Source organism: Lactobacillus sp. C449L, from assembly GCF_059900815.1.
In genome coordinates, this window is sequence record NZ_JBWXGA010000001.1 from 446289 (window position 1) to 461536 (window position 15248).

14 protein-coding genes, 1 other RNA gene and 1 pseudogene are annotated in these 15248 nt (G+C 34.5%); 2 read left to right on the forward strand and 14 right to left on the reverse strand.

Going from position 1 to position 15248, the window contains the following annotated elements; translation table 11 throughout:
* Positions 1-98: 98 nt before the first annotated feature.
* On the reverse strand, positions 99-1838 hold the full coding sequence (locus AC2JF9_RS02135) for an FAD-dependent oxidoreductase (protein ID WP_500725088.1): 1740 nt from the start codon (positions 1836-1838) through the stop codon (positions 99-101).
* A gap of 27 nt (positions 1839-1865) precedes the next feature.
* Positions 1866-3377, reverse strand: coding sequence for a glycerol kinase GlpK (gene glpK, locus AC2JF9_RS02140; RefSeq protein WP_500725090.1), 1512 nt, complete (start codon positions 3375-3377; stop codon positions 1866-1868).
* Positions 3378-3521: 144 nt separating this feature from the next.
* Here glpK and AC2JF9_RS02145 point away from each other — a divergent pair, with 144 nt between their 5' ends.
* The gene (locus tag AC2JF9_RS02145; RefSeq protein WP_500725091.1) at positions 3522-4382 is read left to right on the forward strand and encodes a LysR family transcriptional regulator; all 861 of its coding nucleotides are present in this window, start codon (positions 3522-3524) and stop codon (positions 4380-4382) included.
* Between the two features lie 130 nt (positions 4383-4512).
* On the opposite strand, the gene AC2JF9_RS02150 is transcribed toward AC2JF9_RS02145, so the two are convergent.
* From AC2JF9_RS02150 to AC2JF9_RS02160, 3 genes are all read right to left on the reverse strand, one after another.
* Complete coding sequence (locus tag AC2JF9_RS02150) at positions 4513-6342, reverse strand: glucose PTS transporter subunit IIA (protein WP_500725092.1); 1830 nt, start codon at positions 6340-6342, stop codon at positions 4513-4515.
* The gene (locus AC2JF9_RS02155; RefSeq protein ID WP_500725094.1) at positions 6335-7783 is read right to left on the reverse strand and encodes a glycoside hydrolase family 1 protein; all 1449 of its coding nucleotides are present in this window, start codon (positions 7781-7783) and stop codon (positions 6335-6337) included. The genes AC2JF9_RS02150 and AC2JF9_RS02155 overlap by 8 nt, the downstream gene beginning before the upstream one ends.
* Positions 7784-7865: 82 nt before the next feature.
* Complete coding sequence (locus AC2JF9_RS02160) at positions 7866-8639, reverse strand: MurR/RpiR family transcriptional regulator (RefSeq protein WP_500725095.1); 774 nt, start codon at positions 8637-8639, stop codon at positions 7866-7868.
* 152 nt (positions 8640-8791) lie between these two features.
* On the opposite strand from AC2JF9_RS02160, the gene AC2JF9_RS02165 reads away from it, so the two are divergent.
* Positions 8792-9190 (forward strand): hypothetical protein, encoded by a 399-nt coding sequence (locus AC2JF9_RS02165; protein WP_500725096.1) that lies wholly within the window; start codon positions 8792-8794, stop codon positions 9188-9190.
* Between the two features lie 320 nt (positions 9191-9510).
* On the opposite strand, the gene ssrA is transcribed toward AC2JF9_RS02165, so the two are convergent.
* From ssrA to comGC, 9 genes and pseudogenes are all read right to left on the reverse strand, one after another.
* Positions 9511-9877, reverse strand: a transfer-messenger RNA (tmRNA) gene (gene ssrA / locus AC2JF9_RS02170).
* A 75-nt stretch (positions 9878-9952) separates the two neighbouring features.
* The gene (locus AC2JF9_RS02175) at positions 9953-10759 is read right to left on the reverse strand and encodes a Cof-type HAD-IIB family hydrolase (RefSeq protein ID WP_500725097.1); all 807 of its coding nucleotides are present in this window, start codon (positions 10757-10759) and stop codon (positions 9953-9955) included.
* A pseudogene (locus AC2JF9_RS02180) lies at positions 10752-11222 on the reverse strand (HIT family protein). Before AC2JF9_RS02180 ends, AC2JF9_RS02175 begins: the two are co-directional and overlap by 8 nt.
* A gap of 100 nt (positions 11223-11322) precedes the next feature.
* Positions 11323-12507: an acetate/propionate family kinase gene (locus AC2JF9_RS02185; protein WP_500725098.1), complete on the reverse strand. Its 1185-nt coding sequence runs from the start codon at positions 12505-12507 to the stop codon at positions 11323-11325.
* 43 nt (positions 12508-12550) lie between these two features.
* Positions 12551-13552, reverse strand: a complete 1002-nt coding sequence (locus AC2JF9_RS02190; RefSeq protein ID WP_500725100.1) for a class I SAM-dependent methyltransferase — start codon at positions 13550-13552, stop codon at positions 12551-12553.
* Positions 13553-13750: 198 nt separating this feature from the next.
* Positions 13751-14146 carry a competence type IV pilus minor pilin ComGF gene (locus AC2JF9_RS02195; RefSeq protein WP_500725102.1) on the reverse strand — a complete coding sequence of 132 codons (396 nt, stop codon included), beginning with the start codon at positions 14144-14146 and terminating at the stop codon, positions 13751-13753.
* Between the two features lie 73 nt (positions 14147-14219).
* Entirely contained in the window at positions 14220-14492 is a 273-nt protein-coding gene (locus AC2JF9_RS02200; RefSeq protein WP_500725103.1) for a hypothetical protein, read from the reverse strand.
* Positions 14479-14922: a pilus assembly FimT family protein gene (locus AC2JF9_RS02205; protein WP_500725104.1), complete on the reverse strand. Its 444-nt coding sequence runs from the start codon at positions 14920-14922 to the stop codon at positions 14479-14481. The genes AC2JF9_RS02200 and AC2JF9_RS02205 overlap by 14 nt, the downstream gene beginning before the upstream one ends.
* Positions 14894-15244, reverse strand: a complete 351-nt coding sequence (gene comGC / locus AC2JF9_RS02210) for a competence type IV pilus major pilin ComGC (protein WP_500725105.1) — start codon at positions 15242-15244, stop codon at positions 14894-14896. Before comGC ends, AC2JF9_RS02205 begins: the two co-directional genes overlap by 29 nt.
* Between the last annotated feature and the right edge of the window lie 4 nt (positions 15245-15248).

Genomic DNA, 15248 nt, shown 5'->3' on the forward strand with positions numbered 1-15248 from the left:
CTTGTCATTTATTTCTGACATCAAAAAAGCCTATTAGAATAAAATCTAATAGGTTTTTTCAGGGGTAATTTACTATCTTTTAATAAAATTTACTTTTCTTACTTAATTCCCTCCAATCGAGACTCTGAAATCTCTTTATTCAAATCTTGGACATATTTTTCTTCTTGCGCCTTATCCCAGCTATAGAAATCCGCCATATGTTTGACAACGCCAGTTTTGATTTGATCTAAAGTGTCGTTTTTAAACAAAATATGGTATGTTCGGCGCAAAAGGTAATCCACTGGGGTTAGGGTCATTTCTTCAGCAAGTGAATAGTCAAGTGCTGCAGTTTCCCCTAAGCTAAGGCCATCTGCTGGTTTGATTTCCTTAGCGTGGTTATAAATTTGCTCAGCATCTGAACCAAACAAATTAGCAATTTCTTTTGCATCATCAATATCAATTCCAACTGCAGTTCCACGTTTGGCAATAGCTGCTAGTTCCTCTTCCGCATTATCGGCATCAAAATCACCGCCAGCAACTTTAATTTTGGCTGAATCTTGTAAAACAAAATCTTTACCAAACTTATCGTGAAAGTCTTTCCTAATTTTCTCCATTGCACCATTTGCCATGAGACGATAATCAGTTAACTTACCACCAGCAAGAGTAATAAGACCATCATCAGCCTCAGTTAGTGAACTACCACGAGATACAGCTGACGGAGCTGAAGTACTATCAGAAACACTTGCTCCAGTGGAAGCATCAGCAGCGGCGGCGATATTTTCTTCTTCTTCAACTTCAATCAGCGGTCGTACACCAGCCCAGCTGGCTTCAATATCATCAATTGTAAGGTGAGCACTTGGATATTTTCTATTAATGATATTAAGCAAATAATCAACATCACTGCGTTCAACTGTTGGATGAGCATAATCTCCTGTAAAGTCAGTGTCAGTTGTTCCAAAATAAGTTTTACCTTCTCTTGGAATCGTAAATATCATTCTGCCATCAGCCGTACCAGAACCAAAATATGTTGGTTGTGGTACTTTTAAGCGCGATTGATCAACTACAAGGTGAACGCCTTTAGTCGGACGTAAACGTGGCTTTTTATAAATCAGTTCGTCTTCTTCACGAACCAAGTCAGACCACGGACCAGAGGTGTTAATGACAAGGTCAGCATAAATATTAAATTCCTCATTGGTCAAGTTGTCGTGAACACGGACACCATTAACCTGTTTATCTTCATTATGTAAAATTTTGATACTTTTTAGACGACTAACCGCTAAACAACCAAGGTCATGAGCTTTTTTGACGTTTTCTATGACTAATCTTGAATCGTTATTTTGATAATCAAGGTAAACTCCTGCACCTTCTAAGTTTTTAGCATTCAGTTGCGGTTCTCTCCTTAATGTCTCAGCACGATCAATTGCATAATTGGAGTACTTCATCAATGGTGAATCGCCCTCTATTCCAGCCAAGTGGTCATATAAGTCCATCGCCACTTTTACAGAAAACATTGTGAAAGTTGTACCCGGCTCATTATATATTGGTAAAATCATTGGATCTGGTTGTGTCATATGTGGAGCGATGTGTTGAATTATCGCCCGTTCTTTAACCGTGTCAGAAACCACCTGAACATCAAAAGTTTTAAGATAGCGAATACCGCCGTGAACAAGCCGAGTTGATCGAGATGAAGTGCCGCCACCAAAATCTTGCATATCAATCAAGCCCGTTTTCATTTTGGCAGCACTTGCTTGAAGAGCAACGCCAGCACCAGTAATTCCACCACCAATAATTAACAAATCTAGTTTTTCATTTTTTAGACGTTTAATCTCATCTTTTCTTGTTGTAATTGAAAAAGCCATTGTTTCTCTCCTTTTAAAATTAAATACTTACTTTTGATAAGGAGTATATGAAAAGCTCTGAGCGGCCTTAACAGCGGATTTCCAACCAGTATATAAGTGTTCTCGTTCCTTAGGACCCATTTGAGGTTTGAAGATTTTGCCGTCTTTTTGAATTTTCTTAATGTCATCAAAATCACTCCAAAAGCCAATGGCTAATCCTGCTAAAAAAGCAGCTCCTAATGCGGTGGTTTCCAAATTTGCTGCCCGTTCAATTTCAATTCCTAAAATATCGGCTTGAAACTGCATTAAATAGTCATTGTTAGCAGCGCCACCATCAACTTTCAGTTTAGGAATTTTAATTTTGGTGTCTTCGTGCATCGTGTCAATAACATCACGACTCTGATAACCCAAAGACTGTAAAGTGGCTTTAGTAAAGTCATCACTTGTTGTACCACGAGTTAATCCAAAAACAGCACCGCGAACATTTGAGTCCCAATACGGTGCTCCTAAGCCAGTAAATGCTGGAACAACAAAAACTTCATTGTTGTCTTTTGATCTTAGAGCCGCTGCTTCTGACTGCGGCGCATCATCAATAATTCCAAGCTGATCGCGTAGCCATTGAATTGCTGAACCGGCAACGTAAATACTGCCCTCAAGAGCATAATTTACTTTGCCATTGACACCGTAAGCAACCGTAGTTAGTAAATTATTAGCAGAGAACTTTGGTTTTTCTCCTGTATTCATTACAGTAAAAGCTCCTGTACCATAAGTATTCTTGACCATACCAGGTTCAAAAGCGAGCTGACCAAACAATGCTGCTTGTTGGTCTCCAGCCATTCCAGCAATTGGCACTTTACTGCCATAGAAGTGATATTCCGCCGTTTTACCATAAATTTCTGAATTGGATTTGATTTCAGGTAACATTTTCCGCGGAATGTTTAACATTTTTAAAATGTCATCATCCCAATCCAACTCAGTAATATTAAACAACATGGTTCTGCTGGCGTTGGTATAGTCTGTCACATGTACTTTGCCGCCTGTCAACTTCCAAACAAGCCAAGAATCAATTGTTCCAAAAAGCAACTCGCCTTTTTCAGCACGCTCTTGAGCACCTGGAACATGGTCAAGAATCCAGCGAATCTTGGTTGCCGAGAAATATGCGTCTGGAATCAAACCGGTTTTTTCATGAATCATGTCTTGATAGCCATCAGTGATAATTTTGTCAGCAATATCAGAAGTTTGTCTAGATTGCCAAACAATTGCATGATAAACTGGCAAACCGGTCTTTTTGTCCCAAATAACTGTGGTTTCCCGCTGATTTGTAATTCCAATCGCAGCAATTTGATTCGGCTTAATGTCAGAATTAATAAATGAGTTAGCAATCGTGGACAGTACCGAATTCCAAATTTCATTGGCATCATGTTCTACCCAACCAGGTTTAGGAAAGTATTGGTGAAACTCTTTACGCGAATCAATTACTTTTTTTCCGGAATGGTCAAAGATGATTGCGCGCGTACTAGTAGTACCTTCATCAATCGCTAAAATATATTTCTCAGCCATTTCTGCTTCTCCTTTTTGATAGTATTTAGACAGCGAATAAAGTAACATCTGTTACACTTTGAATTTTACCCTCGCTTTTTAGAAAGCGCTAACATATAATGGTAATAACTTATTAGTTAAAGTTATAAGAGAAAGAAAAACACGATGAAATATAGTTTATTATCAATTAAGTACTTTATTGATGTCGTTGAAACACAAGGATTTACACCGGCAGCAAAAAGAAACTTTGTTTCTCAGACTGCTATCAGTAACGCTATTAAAAATTTGGAAAAAGAGTTAAATGTTCAACTGATTGATCGTTCAACTTCGCACTTCAAAGTCACTTTTGCAGGAATTAGTTTATATAACTATGCCGTGCCCTTAATGAAAACCTACTATGAGTTTGGAGAAAAAGCTTTTCAGTTAAACAACACTTACCATACTTTGCGCATCCACTATCTGCGTGGATTTAGCTATTGGACGATTAAACTTGCTCAGACTTTAAAACAAAAAAACCAACAGCTATCTATACAACTTGATACCGAAAATTTTTCAGATAGTATTACCAAATTAGATGCTAATGATTATGATGTATTGATTGGTTTTTCAACCGCTGTTAGCAAAATTAAGAATATTCATTCGCAAAATATTGGAACTGCAAATTTTGGCATTATTATTAGTCATAACTACCTTGATGAACACGGCTGCCTTATGAAAAAGCAAGTAAAAAAGCGACCACTTTTTCTGCAAAAGTGGTCGGCTACTGATGACAACGATGTTCAAACGAAAATTCGCAATATTTTAGCTAAAATGAAAATTGAATACAACAAAATCATTTATCTTGATAGCTTTGACGCTGCACTTGCAAATGTTGTTTTAGGTCATGGTATGGCAATTTATCCCAAAGAAATGCCAATCCCCAAAGAGTACGAAGATAATCTAACGTACTTGCCGGACTTACCTCTTCTTCAATACGATGTAGTGGCAATCTATAAAGATCCTGCGGTTAGAAATGTCTTATGCTAAAGTATGTTAGAAGACAGCAATCCTATATAGTTTTTCATTTTCTGACTTTTTATCATTAAAAATTATATTATAGAAAAAAGAGGAATATCCATTCCTCTTTTAGTTTAAATCTTTTTAAAAAATAAATAGCTTACGTTAAAATAAGAGTCCCTATTTTTTCTCCTATTTTTTCTTTGCCAGAAGTACTTCTTAGAAGCTCTCGGTCGCTCTGTGGAAAGACAATTATCACAGTTGGGTCTTTTTCTTCAGATTTTATTAAATTTAAGTCCATTTTCCCTAAAAGATCTCCATGTTTAACCTTTTGGCCTTCTTTAACACTTAATTCAAATGCTAAGCCATTCATTTTAACAGTGTCAATTCCTAAATGAATTAAAACCTCAGAGCCACTATCTGTTTTAATGCCGACAGCATGCTTAGTTTGAGTAACCATTGTAATTGTTCCGTCAACAGGACTAATTACTTTTTCATTACTTGGTATTATAGCAAAGCCATTTCCAACTAGTCCTTTCGAAAAAACATCATCCTTTACTTTATCTAAAGGTATAACTTTGCCTTCCGCGGGAAGATATATATCATTATTAACTATTCTTTCTTCCACATTTTGCTTTCTTCGTCCAAAATAAAATGTTAAGCAGTATGAAAGCAGAACAGACAAGCAAAGAACTGAAATGGCAACAATAAAGTTATTATCCATTTTCCCATTCTTCGTATGAATAAATGTTGGCAAGGCTGCAATACCGGGAGAAACTATTGCAAACTGCTTCAGATTTGCCAACCCTGCAACAAAACCGGCAATACCTGCAGCAACCATGGTACTAAATAAGGCGATTTTATTTTTAATTAAAATGCCAAATAAAGCTGGTTCCGTAATCCCCATTAATCCAGTAATCCCCGATGATAATCCAAGTTGTCGCTCTTTACTATTTTTACTATACGTAGCTACAGCAAGAGCAGAAGCTCCAACAGCGACATTTGCAGCTAGCATTCCTGGCAGGACGAAAGCATCATACCCCACCGAAGATACAGCAGCAATGCAAATTGGAAAAAGCGCTTGATTAGTACCTGTCATCACAAGTAATGGAGTTATCGCCGCGATGATACCAACAGAGAGCCAGCCGAGTTTTAAGTTGATAAATTCTAATCCACCAGCAATAAGAGAGCCTATTTTAAATCCCAAAGGTCCAAGCCAAAGCAAAGTTACTGGAACTACAATCAACATCGTTAACAAAGGATTTACAAAAAATTTAATACTTTTAGGTGTTAATTTTTCGAGTCCTAAATCAATTAGCTTCATAAACAAGACACCTAATAATATAGGAATTACAGAAGTATTGTACTGGATTTGAGGTATTGCCAATCCTAAAAAATCTAATCCTTTTGCAGAATCAATCGTTTGATAGACTAAAACTGCTCCTAAGAAACCTCCCATCATGGGATTCATATTTAGCTTACGTGCTGCGCTATAACCAAGATAAAGAGGTAAAAAATAGTACCCGGCTTGATATATTGCATATAGTACCGTATAAGTCCCACTTTTTGTATTTAAACCAAAAAAAGATGTAGCTATATTTAAAACGGCAGAGACCAATCCTGCAGCAACTAAAACTCCTAGGATTGGCACAAAGGTTCCAGAAATGAAGTCAATAATTGTGTGTCCTAAATTAGACCAAGAAAGCTTAGTTTTTTGGGACTTCTTGGTATTTTCTTTTTTATTATCGACAAATTTAGTAAATTCGTTGTATACTTTTGCAACGTCGGTACCTATCACAATTTGGTATTCTTGATCGTGTTTAACGGTTCCAGCAACGCCATCAAGCTTATTAATTTCATCATCATTTATTTTATTGACATCGATAACTCGTAATCTTAATCTCGTTGCACAATGATTTATATTTACAATATTACCGGATCCCCCAACATCATCGTAAATTTTTTGGGCAATAGCTTGATAATTAGTCATTATATTCACCCCAATCTGAGCCATTCGATTTTACTAATTTTGAGTACCAGTAATATGAATCTTTTGGAATTCTATTAAAATTCAATTTTTCTTCGTCAGTTGTGTTTACGTAAACAAAACCATAACGCTTTGACATTCCGTTACCAGTACTTAACACATCCAAAAATGTCCAAGGGTTGTATCCAAATACTTCACAGCCGTCATGGATTGCTAAACCAACTTGCTTTATTTGTTCACGAAGAAACGCTATTCTATCAAAATCATGTACTTTTCCATCTTTAGAAACTTTTTCATGTTCCCCATAGCCATTCTCAGTAATAATCATTGGCAATTGATAATGGTCCCATACATATCTTAGCATGTATCTCATTGCTACCGGGTCCTTCTCCCAATCCCAGTCAGTATATTCAACAAATGGATTTTTAACCAGTTGATATAAGCCAGGCACTTTCGGAAAAATAAGCTCCCCCTTCTTTCCTGATTTATTTAATTCATACGATTGTTCTTTCTCATTTACTGAGCAATATTTTGCAGTATTTGAACGATAACAATTTAATCCAAAAAAGTCTATTTTTGCTTTATGAATTAATTCCATATCTCCTGGTTGAATATCTGGTTTTATATTATATTGCTGCCAATAATTTTTGATAAAGCCATTGTACTCACGATGAGCATATAAATCATTCCAGATTTTCTCCGTCATTTCTTCAGCATTCATTGCAGCAATTTGATCTTTAGGATCACATGAATAAGGATAAATTGGAACATAACCTGGAACAGGACCAATTTTGCCATCAGGAACTAGTTCATGACATGCAATTACAGCTTTAGCGTGACATAGATTCATTATGTGGTTCACATTCCACTTATCTTTAAACCAAGTCTCTGGATGTTTATCGATTCCCAACCAGTCTCCATAGCATATTTGCATGTTTTGCTCATTGATAGATAACCATAACTTTACTCTATCGCCAAACGCTTTAAAAATTGTTCTAGCATATCGGTCAAATTCTTTAATGATGCCTCTTCCATACCAGCCATCATATTCTTTATCAACCCATAACGGCATATCATAATGATATACAGTAATTATTGGGGTTATATTATATCTTAGTAATTCATTTATTAAATTGTTATAGAACTCTATTCCTTTCTGATTCACACCTCCATCTTTAGTTGGATATATTCTTGCCCAAGAAATTGAAAACCGATAAGATGACAACCCCGCTTCGGCCATTAACTTGACATCTTCTTTATAGTGATGGTAATGATCAGAAGCATATGTATCATCGGCATAAGGCTTTTTCTTTCTTGTATTTAAATCCATCAACGTTAGTGTTTTTCCATCTTCTTCGACTGCACCTTCAATTTGCCAAGATGAAGAAGAACCTCCCCAGAGAAAATTTTGAGGAAATTTAGGCTTTTCAATAAATTTAGTCATACAATTCGTCCTTTCTTCCTAACTATAATTAAATTATATTGAGTACTAGGAATTAAGACGCTTCAATTTTTGACCCCTATATTTATCTAGGGTTCAAAATATGACTCTTATAATTATTTGCAATGATTTCAAGAATATATGGTACACCAAATTCTCGATAGATTTGTGCTTCTGACGTTTTATCAATATGACTCATATAATAAACAAAACTAAAAGTTTTAGTAAAATCATAAAGACGATTTGCTGTAATCAGTATGGACTTAGACGAACAATTTTTTAAATTGCTTTCAATATTTTGAGCATATTTACCAGAAACAGAAATAGAAAAAATTAAATCATTTGTTTTGAACTGATTTTTCATAATTAAAAATTGGTTTTTGGTTGTTATCGGCCAAACAACTTTGCCATATCTAGCCAGCTGAACTTGAAATTCTGTACTAACATAATTTTCTGTATTTTCAGTGAGTAAATAAAAATTTTCTGCTTCTTTAATACGTTGACTAATTATCCCAACCTCATCAGTATCCATACGCGAATCAAGTTCATGAATAATTGTGAGAATTTGTGAAGTTAGATTTTTTCGATAAGCTGTATCACTTATAACTTCACCTTTTGAATTATGTTGCTTCATTGCCGTTTTCATAGCAGAAAAATTCTCAAAGCCTATCTTCTGACAAAATCTACGAATACTTGACCGAGACACATTGCACTCTTCAGCAATTGCGTAAATATTATAATTTTTAGCCTCATAATAATGTTCAATAAAATATTTATTTAAAGTATTGTCTATATCATTTGTGCTAGTTCCCAAAGTTTTTACTAGTTTCCCTAAAATACTTGCTTGTGTAGAATCCATTTTAATGCTTCCTAAGTTCATTGCGTATAATTATCTAAATGATCCCACAATGGCACCATTTTTTCTACACATTTATTGAATAATTAAAATACAGTTATAGCTGATTTAGCTAGTTTAATATTACCAAATTAGATGCTAATGATTATGATGTATTGATTGGCTTTTCAACCGCTGTTAGCAAAATTAAGAATATTCATTCGCAAAATATTGGAACTGCAAATTTTGGCATTATTATTAGTCATAACTATCTTGATGACCACGACCGCCTTATGAAAAAGCAAGTAAAAAAGCAATCACTTTTTCTGCAAGAGTGGTCGGCTATTGATGACAACGATGTTCAAACGAAAATTCGCAATATTTTAGCTAAAATGAAAATTGAATACAACAAAATCATTTATCTTGATAGCTTTGACGCTGCACTTGCAAATGTTGTTTTAGGTCATGGTATGGCAATTTATCCCAAAGAAATGCCGATTCCCAAAGAATACGAAGATAGTCTAACGTACTTGCCAGACTTACCTCTTCTTCAATACGACGTAGTGGCAATTTAAAAAGATCCAGCAATAAGTGAATTTCTTTTTAAAAAAGTTTGATCGCTTAATTGTATGTCCAGCGCTTTACTTTCGCATACACTATTTCTAAATAATAAATTCAAAATTAACCAAAAACTTATAAGAAAAGCTCTTATAGTTTTTTAAATATTCTTTGGAGAAAATAACTCTTGATACTTTAATGAAAAACCGAGAAAATACTGCTAAATCTATTTAATAATTTGATATTTAGTAAAATAGCAGCTCTTTTTCGCTTTATGCCGTGCGAAACACAAAATAAAACCCTGCAAGCTTGTTATTGCAGGGTTTTATTAATGTAAATATGGAGGTGAGGGGAATTGAACCCCTGTCCAAACGCATTCCGTCACTAACATCTACGATCATAGTTATATTATTTGAACTTCACTAGCTCAAAACGCCATATAACAGGGCTAGAATGAGCTAGCTAACCTGGAATGACTCTTTTTAACTATTCAGATGAGGTAGTTAAACGTAACTCACTAAGTTGATACTTGAAACCGAACGTGAGTGATTCAGTAACAAGCAACACATGCGCTTAAATTAAGCAGCTAATGCGTATGAATTTTCTTTATTTGCAGTTAGAAAAACTGTGACGTTTTTACGTAGACGTGACCTACGAACCGCAGTTAATGCGGATCTACGCCTGTCGAATCCCAAAACACCCCCGCTTTGGGTAGAACAATTATAGCATATACAGCCATTTTTTGCTACCAGCCAAAGCTAATCTGTACAATAGTCATACTAAAAAACAAACTTATTAAATGCCTGTTCAATACCATTTTCATCATTAGATAAGGTTATATAATCAGCATGCTCTTTGGCAGAATCTGATCCATTAGCCATCACAACAGCGGCACCGGCTACTTTAAACATTGGAATATCGTTTCGTTCGTCACCGATTGCTAAAATTTCATCAGTTTTAATGCCCAATTTTTCGGCTAAAAACTTAAGGGCTACACCTTTATTGACATTCTTATGCATTACTTCTAAAAAGTAATCATGAGCCCGCACTACATAATTATCTTGTCCAAATTCCTTAACTACGTCAGCTTCAATAGCGTCTAATTTCTTTGCTTCATCACAAAAAACGGCCTTAATAACTTGGCAGTTTTTAGACAATTCTTCAGGTTTTCTTACTAGGATACCGGCACTATTTTCCCAAGCTTGTACAACCGTAATCCAGCTAACATCTAAATTGCTAGTAATAATATTACTGTTAGCGTCAACAATATTGTAGGGCACATCATGAGCATATGAATATTGATCAATTTTTTGATAAGTGGCAAAATCTAAGCCAGATTTTTTCAATAATTTCCCAGTAACCGATTCAATCGCTGCCCCATTAAAAGTGATGACATACTGATCATTCGCAGTAATATCCATATCGTTTAAAAATTGCTTAACACCAGCTAGTGGACGACCAGAGCAAAGTACTACTTTAACATTATTACTTACTGCTTTTTTAATAGTTTTAATTGTTGATTCGAGTAGTTTTCCACTGCTATTCAATAAAGTGTCATCAACATCGATTGCTACCAATTTAATCATTTATTTCTCCTTGCGTTATTTTCTTTAATTCTTCAGTTATAGCTTGTCTTATTTTTCCATGTTTATTTGCATCATACTGATATTTTGAATCAGTCCAAAAACGCGAATCATATAGCTAAACAGACTTTGCCAACCTATTAGAATTTTCTGTTAAGTATTGTGGGAATACATGTGCATGCAAAAAATTATCAGTATTTCCTAAAATATCATAGTTAACCTTTTGACATGAGCATACTTTTAATAGGACATCCCCTACCAAATTCATGTCACACAAAAATGATGCTCTTTCATTAATTTCTAAATCATTCAAAGAAGGTACTTTTCTTTTAGGTAATATAGCGCAATAACCTGGTAAAAACTGTGTATCTCCAAAAGCTACGAAACTTCCAGTTAGTTCCGCCATTACCATTGGATTAGTACCATTTATTGCTGAACCGATTCGATCTTTATGCCAATCCATCATATATCTCCTATTAGCCTACTTACTATCATAACAAAATTCAAATAAAAAAAACCGCTAAGATTTTTCTTAGCGGTTCACTACTAAATTATTAAGTTTAAAATTAGTTCAAATGTGCCAAACGGACAACATCACGTTCAATCATCAGCTCTTCATCAGTTGGAATGATTATAGCCTTAAATTTAGAACTTGGTCTCGTTATAACTTTTTCACCATTAGATTTATTACTTTCGTAATCCGGTTCTAAGCCCATAAATTCAAACGATTTCATAATTTCTTCACGGATACCAGCGTCATGTTCCCCAACGCCAGCTGTAAATATAATTGCATCAACACCCTTTAACTCAACAATATAGGAACCAACATACTGTCTTACGCGATTAACGAATATTTTACGAGCAAGAGCAGCCTTTTCATCGGAATTATTTTCCAAATCCCGCATGTCTGAGGAAATGCCGGAAATACCTAACAACCCGGAATCGTCGTTTAAAATATCAATCATTTGGTTGATGTCAATATGATCCTTGTTCATAATATATTGCAATACTGAAGGATCAACATCCCCTGAACGAGTACCCATAGTAATTCCAGCAAGCGGCGTAAATCCCATTGAAGTATCATATGATTTGCCATTCTTCACAGCAGTAACAGAAGCACCGGAGCCAAGATGACATACGATTAGTTTTAAGTCCTTTGCAGCTTTACCGAGCATTTCTGATGCACGACCAACAATGTAACGTACAGATGTGCCATGAGCGCCATATTTACGAATACCGTATTTCTCATAATACTTATAAGGAATTGAATACATATAGTGCTCAGCATCTAAAGTTTGGTGAAAAGAAGTATCAAATACGCCAACTTCTGGGACATCTGGTAGAACTTTCATAAATGCTTCAATACCTTTGCCTTCAGCTGGATTATGCAGAGGAGCATATTCTTTTAAATTATATATTTTCTGTAATTTTTCTTTATCAATTATTGCCGAATCAGTGAAATCTTCACCACCAGCAACAATTCGATGACCTACACCAACTATTTCACTTAAATCTGTAACTACATTATATTTTTTTAAGGCCTTCAGCAACAGATTAACAGCAGTTTCTTGATTTGGAATAGCAACTTTTTCGGAGTGTTTTTCGCCGTTAGCTAATTTTATTTCAAAAGAAGATCCTTCAATTCCAACTCGATCAGCAATTCCTTCTGCCAGAACTTTTTCTTCTGGTATGGCAAATAATTTGTATTTAAAAGAAGAACTACCTGAGTTAATTGCTAAAACTTTTTTCATAAATGAGATCCCTCCGTACACGTAATTTTGACTTTTTCACAAATTAATGATTATTTTTAGTATACCACTCATTTAGTTTGACATTAAGCTTTATTAGGTCTTCTTCCTTTTTGAAAGAGTCTAACTTTGTGAGAAATACTTCTCCTCTTTCTAAATTTTCGCCATGATTTTGAAATACCAAAATTGATTTTTGATTAAATTTATTTTGGAAAAAATTATCAGGAAGTTCAACAATTGCTTTTATGATTACTTTTTCAGATAGCCAGGGCATAAAACTGCTGCCATCTTTTCCAGATAAAATTGCATTAGGCACCAATAAAAAGGCATAGCCACTTGATTTTAGGCTTTTAACAATTTGCTCAATAAAGAGAAAATGTGCAAATGAATGTCCTTTTTCTGCTTTAGTAGAAAAGTTCTCGGCATTTTCGTCAACTGGATAATAGCCAATTGGTATATCACTGACAACCACATCAGGTTTAGCAACTAACCAAGGTGTTAACGCATCTTGGCAAAATAGATCAACCTGAATATTATTCAAGTGGGCATTAATATCAGCAAAATTAAGCATATCTTCATCATTGTCAATTCCAGATAAAACGAAGTTGGCTTTTGAATGATTTGCTCCTTTTATCTGATTAACAACTGAAAATAAGAGATTTCCTGTACCAATTGCTGGATCCACGATTGATAGTTTTTTATCTGGTAACAGTTTTTTCATAAACATCGCAATGACTGTTGAAATCGTAATCGGCGTTGGCATTTGATTAGCATCTAGTTTATCTTCACTAACCGACTTAAGAACTAAATAAGTGAAAATTTGTACCTTTACCTTTTGAGACAGTTCGTTGTAATGTAAGGCAGTATATTTTTCACTAAGCCTGGTAACTGTTTCCTTATCCGGTGCTCCCAATTCAACTTTGATTTTATTATTTTCCAAATTGTCAAATGTTTCAGTTAGTGCTTCACCAAACGAAACATTTAAAGCATCTTGCAAACATATAACACTATCCAAAAACTTCTTATATAATTCTTCAATTTTATCCATTACATACACTCCTATATCTCTTAAATATTTTAATAGAAATAAGGTAATAAGCAAGCACATCCGTCATTAATCAGATACTCAATAAGCAAGAAGCTATTTTGCATATTATTGCGATAGATTTCTTGGTAAAAATGTAAAAATAATAGACAAGTTGTTAAAACTAAAATACTGCTTAACAAAGCACTAGCTGTTAGAGTTTTATTTTTTTGATTCATTTTCTTTCTTCTTTTTTAGCTTAGGATCAAGTTTGAAATAAATTTCTGAAGAGCGACCATCTTTTTCAGTAACATTAATTCTAATTTGACGATCTTTAGTGGCAAAAATTGCTTTTCTAACATTTAGCAAAAGAGGCATATGGCCTCCCTCAGGAGTTGTTACACGAATCATTCGTTTATAATGTGTCAAAGCATAAACATTTTTTTGATTATTACTGTCAACCTTAACTAGCACTGCTTTTTGATGATTAGATGAATCTGGATCAGTATATGCTACTTTGGTACTATCTGCTTTTAAAAAGCGATTAAATTGAACATAAGCAAAAACAATGTCGTCAGTTCGATGCCCCGCTCGATTCGCAATTGTTATACTTTTCATTAAGTCCTGCAAAATAAGAACAACTAATAATGTTACAAACACCGAAAACACAGCTTCGGCTAATAAAAAGCCGTCATTTTTTGACAATATATTTCTTTTTTTCGGTTGTATCATACACACCCTCATTTGTATTTTGGTATATGTGATCGTGAACTCGTACCTGATTCAGCTTATTTTTCTTTAATACATGCCAAGCATAAGTTCGATCTGCTTTTAATTCAATATTGCGCTCACACGCTCTGCTTTCGCCAACTATTAAAGCTACAGAACTAACACCAAATATTGCTAAAATTAACGCGGTTATACTTTCAATCATTAAAAATGCTTTGAAATTATGATGATTCACTGATTATTTTCCCCCAAGTCATTTGAAGAATAAGATTAGTGGATTTTTTGTGGTTAGTAATCACAATTTTATGTGGCGGCATAGTACCATTAGATGAAATCTTCAAATTTGAAAGATTATAAATTTCAATCTTGGAATCAACTTTTATTATCCGCGAATAATTGTGACTAAAAATAGTAATTTTTTTCGATACTGGCTGATATCTAATCAAAGTTGCTGAATGGTTTATTACAGAAACTCTGGCAGCCTGCTCAATCGCACTTTTTATCTCTCTAGTAGTATTTCTTAAAACTAATTCTTCAGTATATGTATTCAGGTTAATTGATTCTAGTGTAACTAAACCAATTGAAATTCCTAAAACAATGACCATTTCGACGATTGAAAATCCAGACTGCTTTAACTTAATTGGTACTCTTTGCAACCACACCATCAACTACCGTATAATTTTGAGACTTTTCAAATTGTTTCTTAGTCAAGTACCCGTCATCAAACATATTTTTAAAGCTAATTTCTTTACCATCTCGATCTTTATCATCTTCATATAAGTTTGCTTGTGTCTGCAAGGTAGACTTAAATGCATCGTTAGTTTTCTCACTCGCGTGTTGCTTTTGTTTGGTCAGATTTGGCGCAATGATTATTAAGAGCATTACAATAATTGCTACAACTACTACCATTTCAATTAAAGTAAACCCCTGCGCTTTTCTGCCTTTTTTTAAAATATTTAAAATATATTTTTTTATTTTGCTTTTCACTTCA

Bases quoted from the DNA above. Each gene is read 5' to 3' on its own strand.
- AC2JF9_RS02135 (WP_500725088.1), bottom strand. From the start codon at position 1,838: ATGGCTTTTTCAATTACAACAAGAAAAGATGAGATTAAACGTCTAAAA.
- glpK (WP_500725090.1), bottom strand. From the start codon at position 3,377: ATGGCTGAGAAATATATTTTAGCGATTGATGAAGGTACTACTAGTACG.
- AC2JF9_RS02145 (WP_500725091.1), top strand. From the start codon at position 3,522: ATGAAATATAGTTTATTATCAATTAAGTACTTTATTGATGTCGTTGAA.
- AC2JF9_RS02150 (WP_500725092.1), bottom strand. From the start codon at position 6,342: ATGACTAATTATCAAGCTATTGCCCAAAAAATTTACGATGATGTTGGG.
- AC2JF9_RS02155 (WP_500725094.1), bottom strand. From the start codon at position 7,783: ATGACTAAATTTATTGAAAAGCCTAAATTTCCTCAAAATTTTCTCTGG.
- AC2JF9_RS02160 (WP_500725095.1), bottom strand. From the start codon at position 8,639: ATGGATTCTACACAAGCAAGTATTTTAGGGAAACTAGTAAAAACTTTG.
- AC2JF9_RS02175 (WP_500725097.1), bottom strand. From the start codon at position 10,759: ATGATTAAATTGGTAGCAATCGATGTTGATGACACTTTATTGAATAGC.
- AC2JF9_RS02185 (WP_500725098.1), bottom strand. From the start codon at position 12,507: ATGAAAAAAGTTTTAGCAATTAACTCAGGTAGTTCTTCTTTTAAATAC.
- AC2JF9_RS02190 (WP_500725100.1), bottom strand. From the start codon at position 13,552: ATGGATAAAATTGAAGAATTATATAAGAAGTTTTTGGATAGTGTTATA.
- AC2JF9_RS02195 (WP_500725102.1), bottom strand. From the start codon at position 14,146: ATGAAAAGTATAACAATTGCGAATCGAGCGGGGCATCGAACTGACGAC.
- AC2JF9_RS02205 (WP_500725104.1), bottom strand. From the start codon at position 14,922: ATGGTGTGGTTGCAAAGAGTACCAATTAAGTTAAAGCAGTCTGGATTT.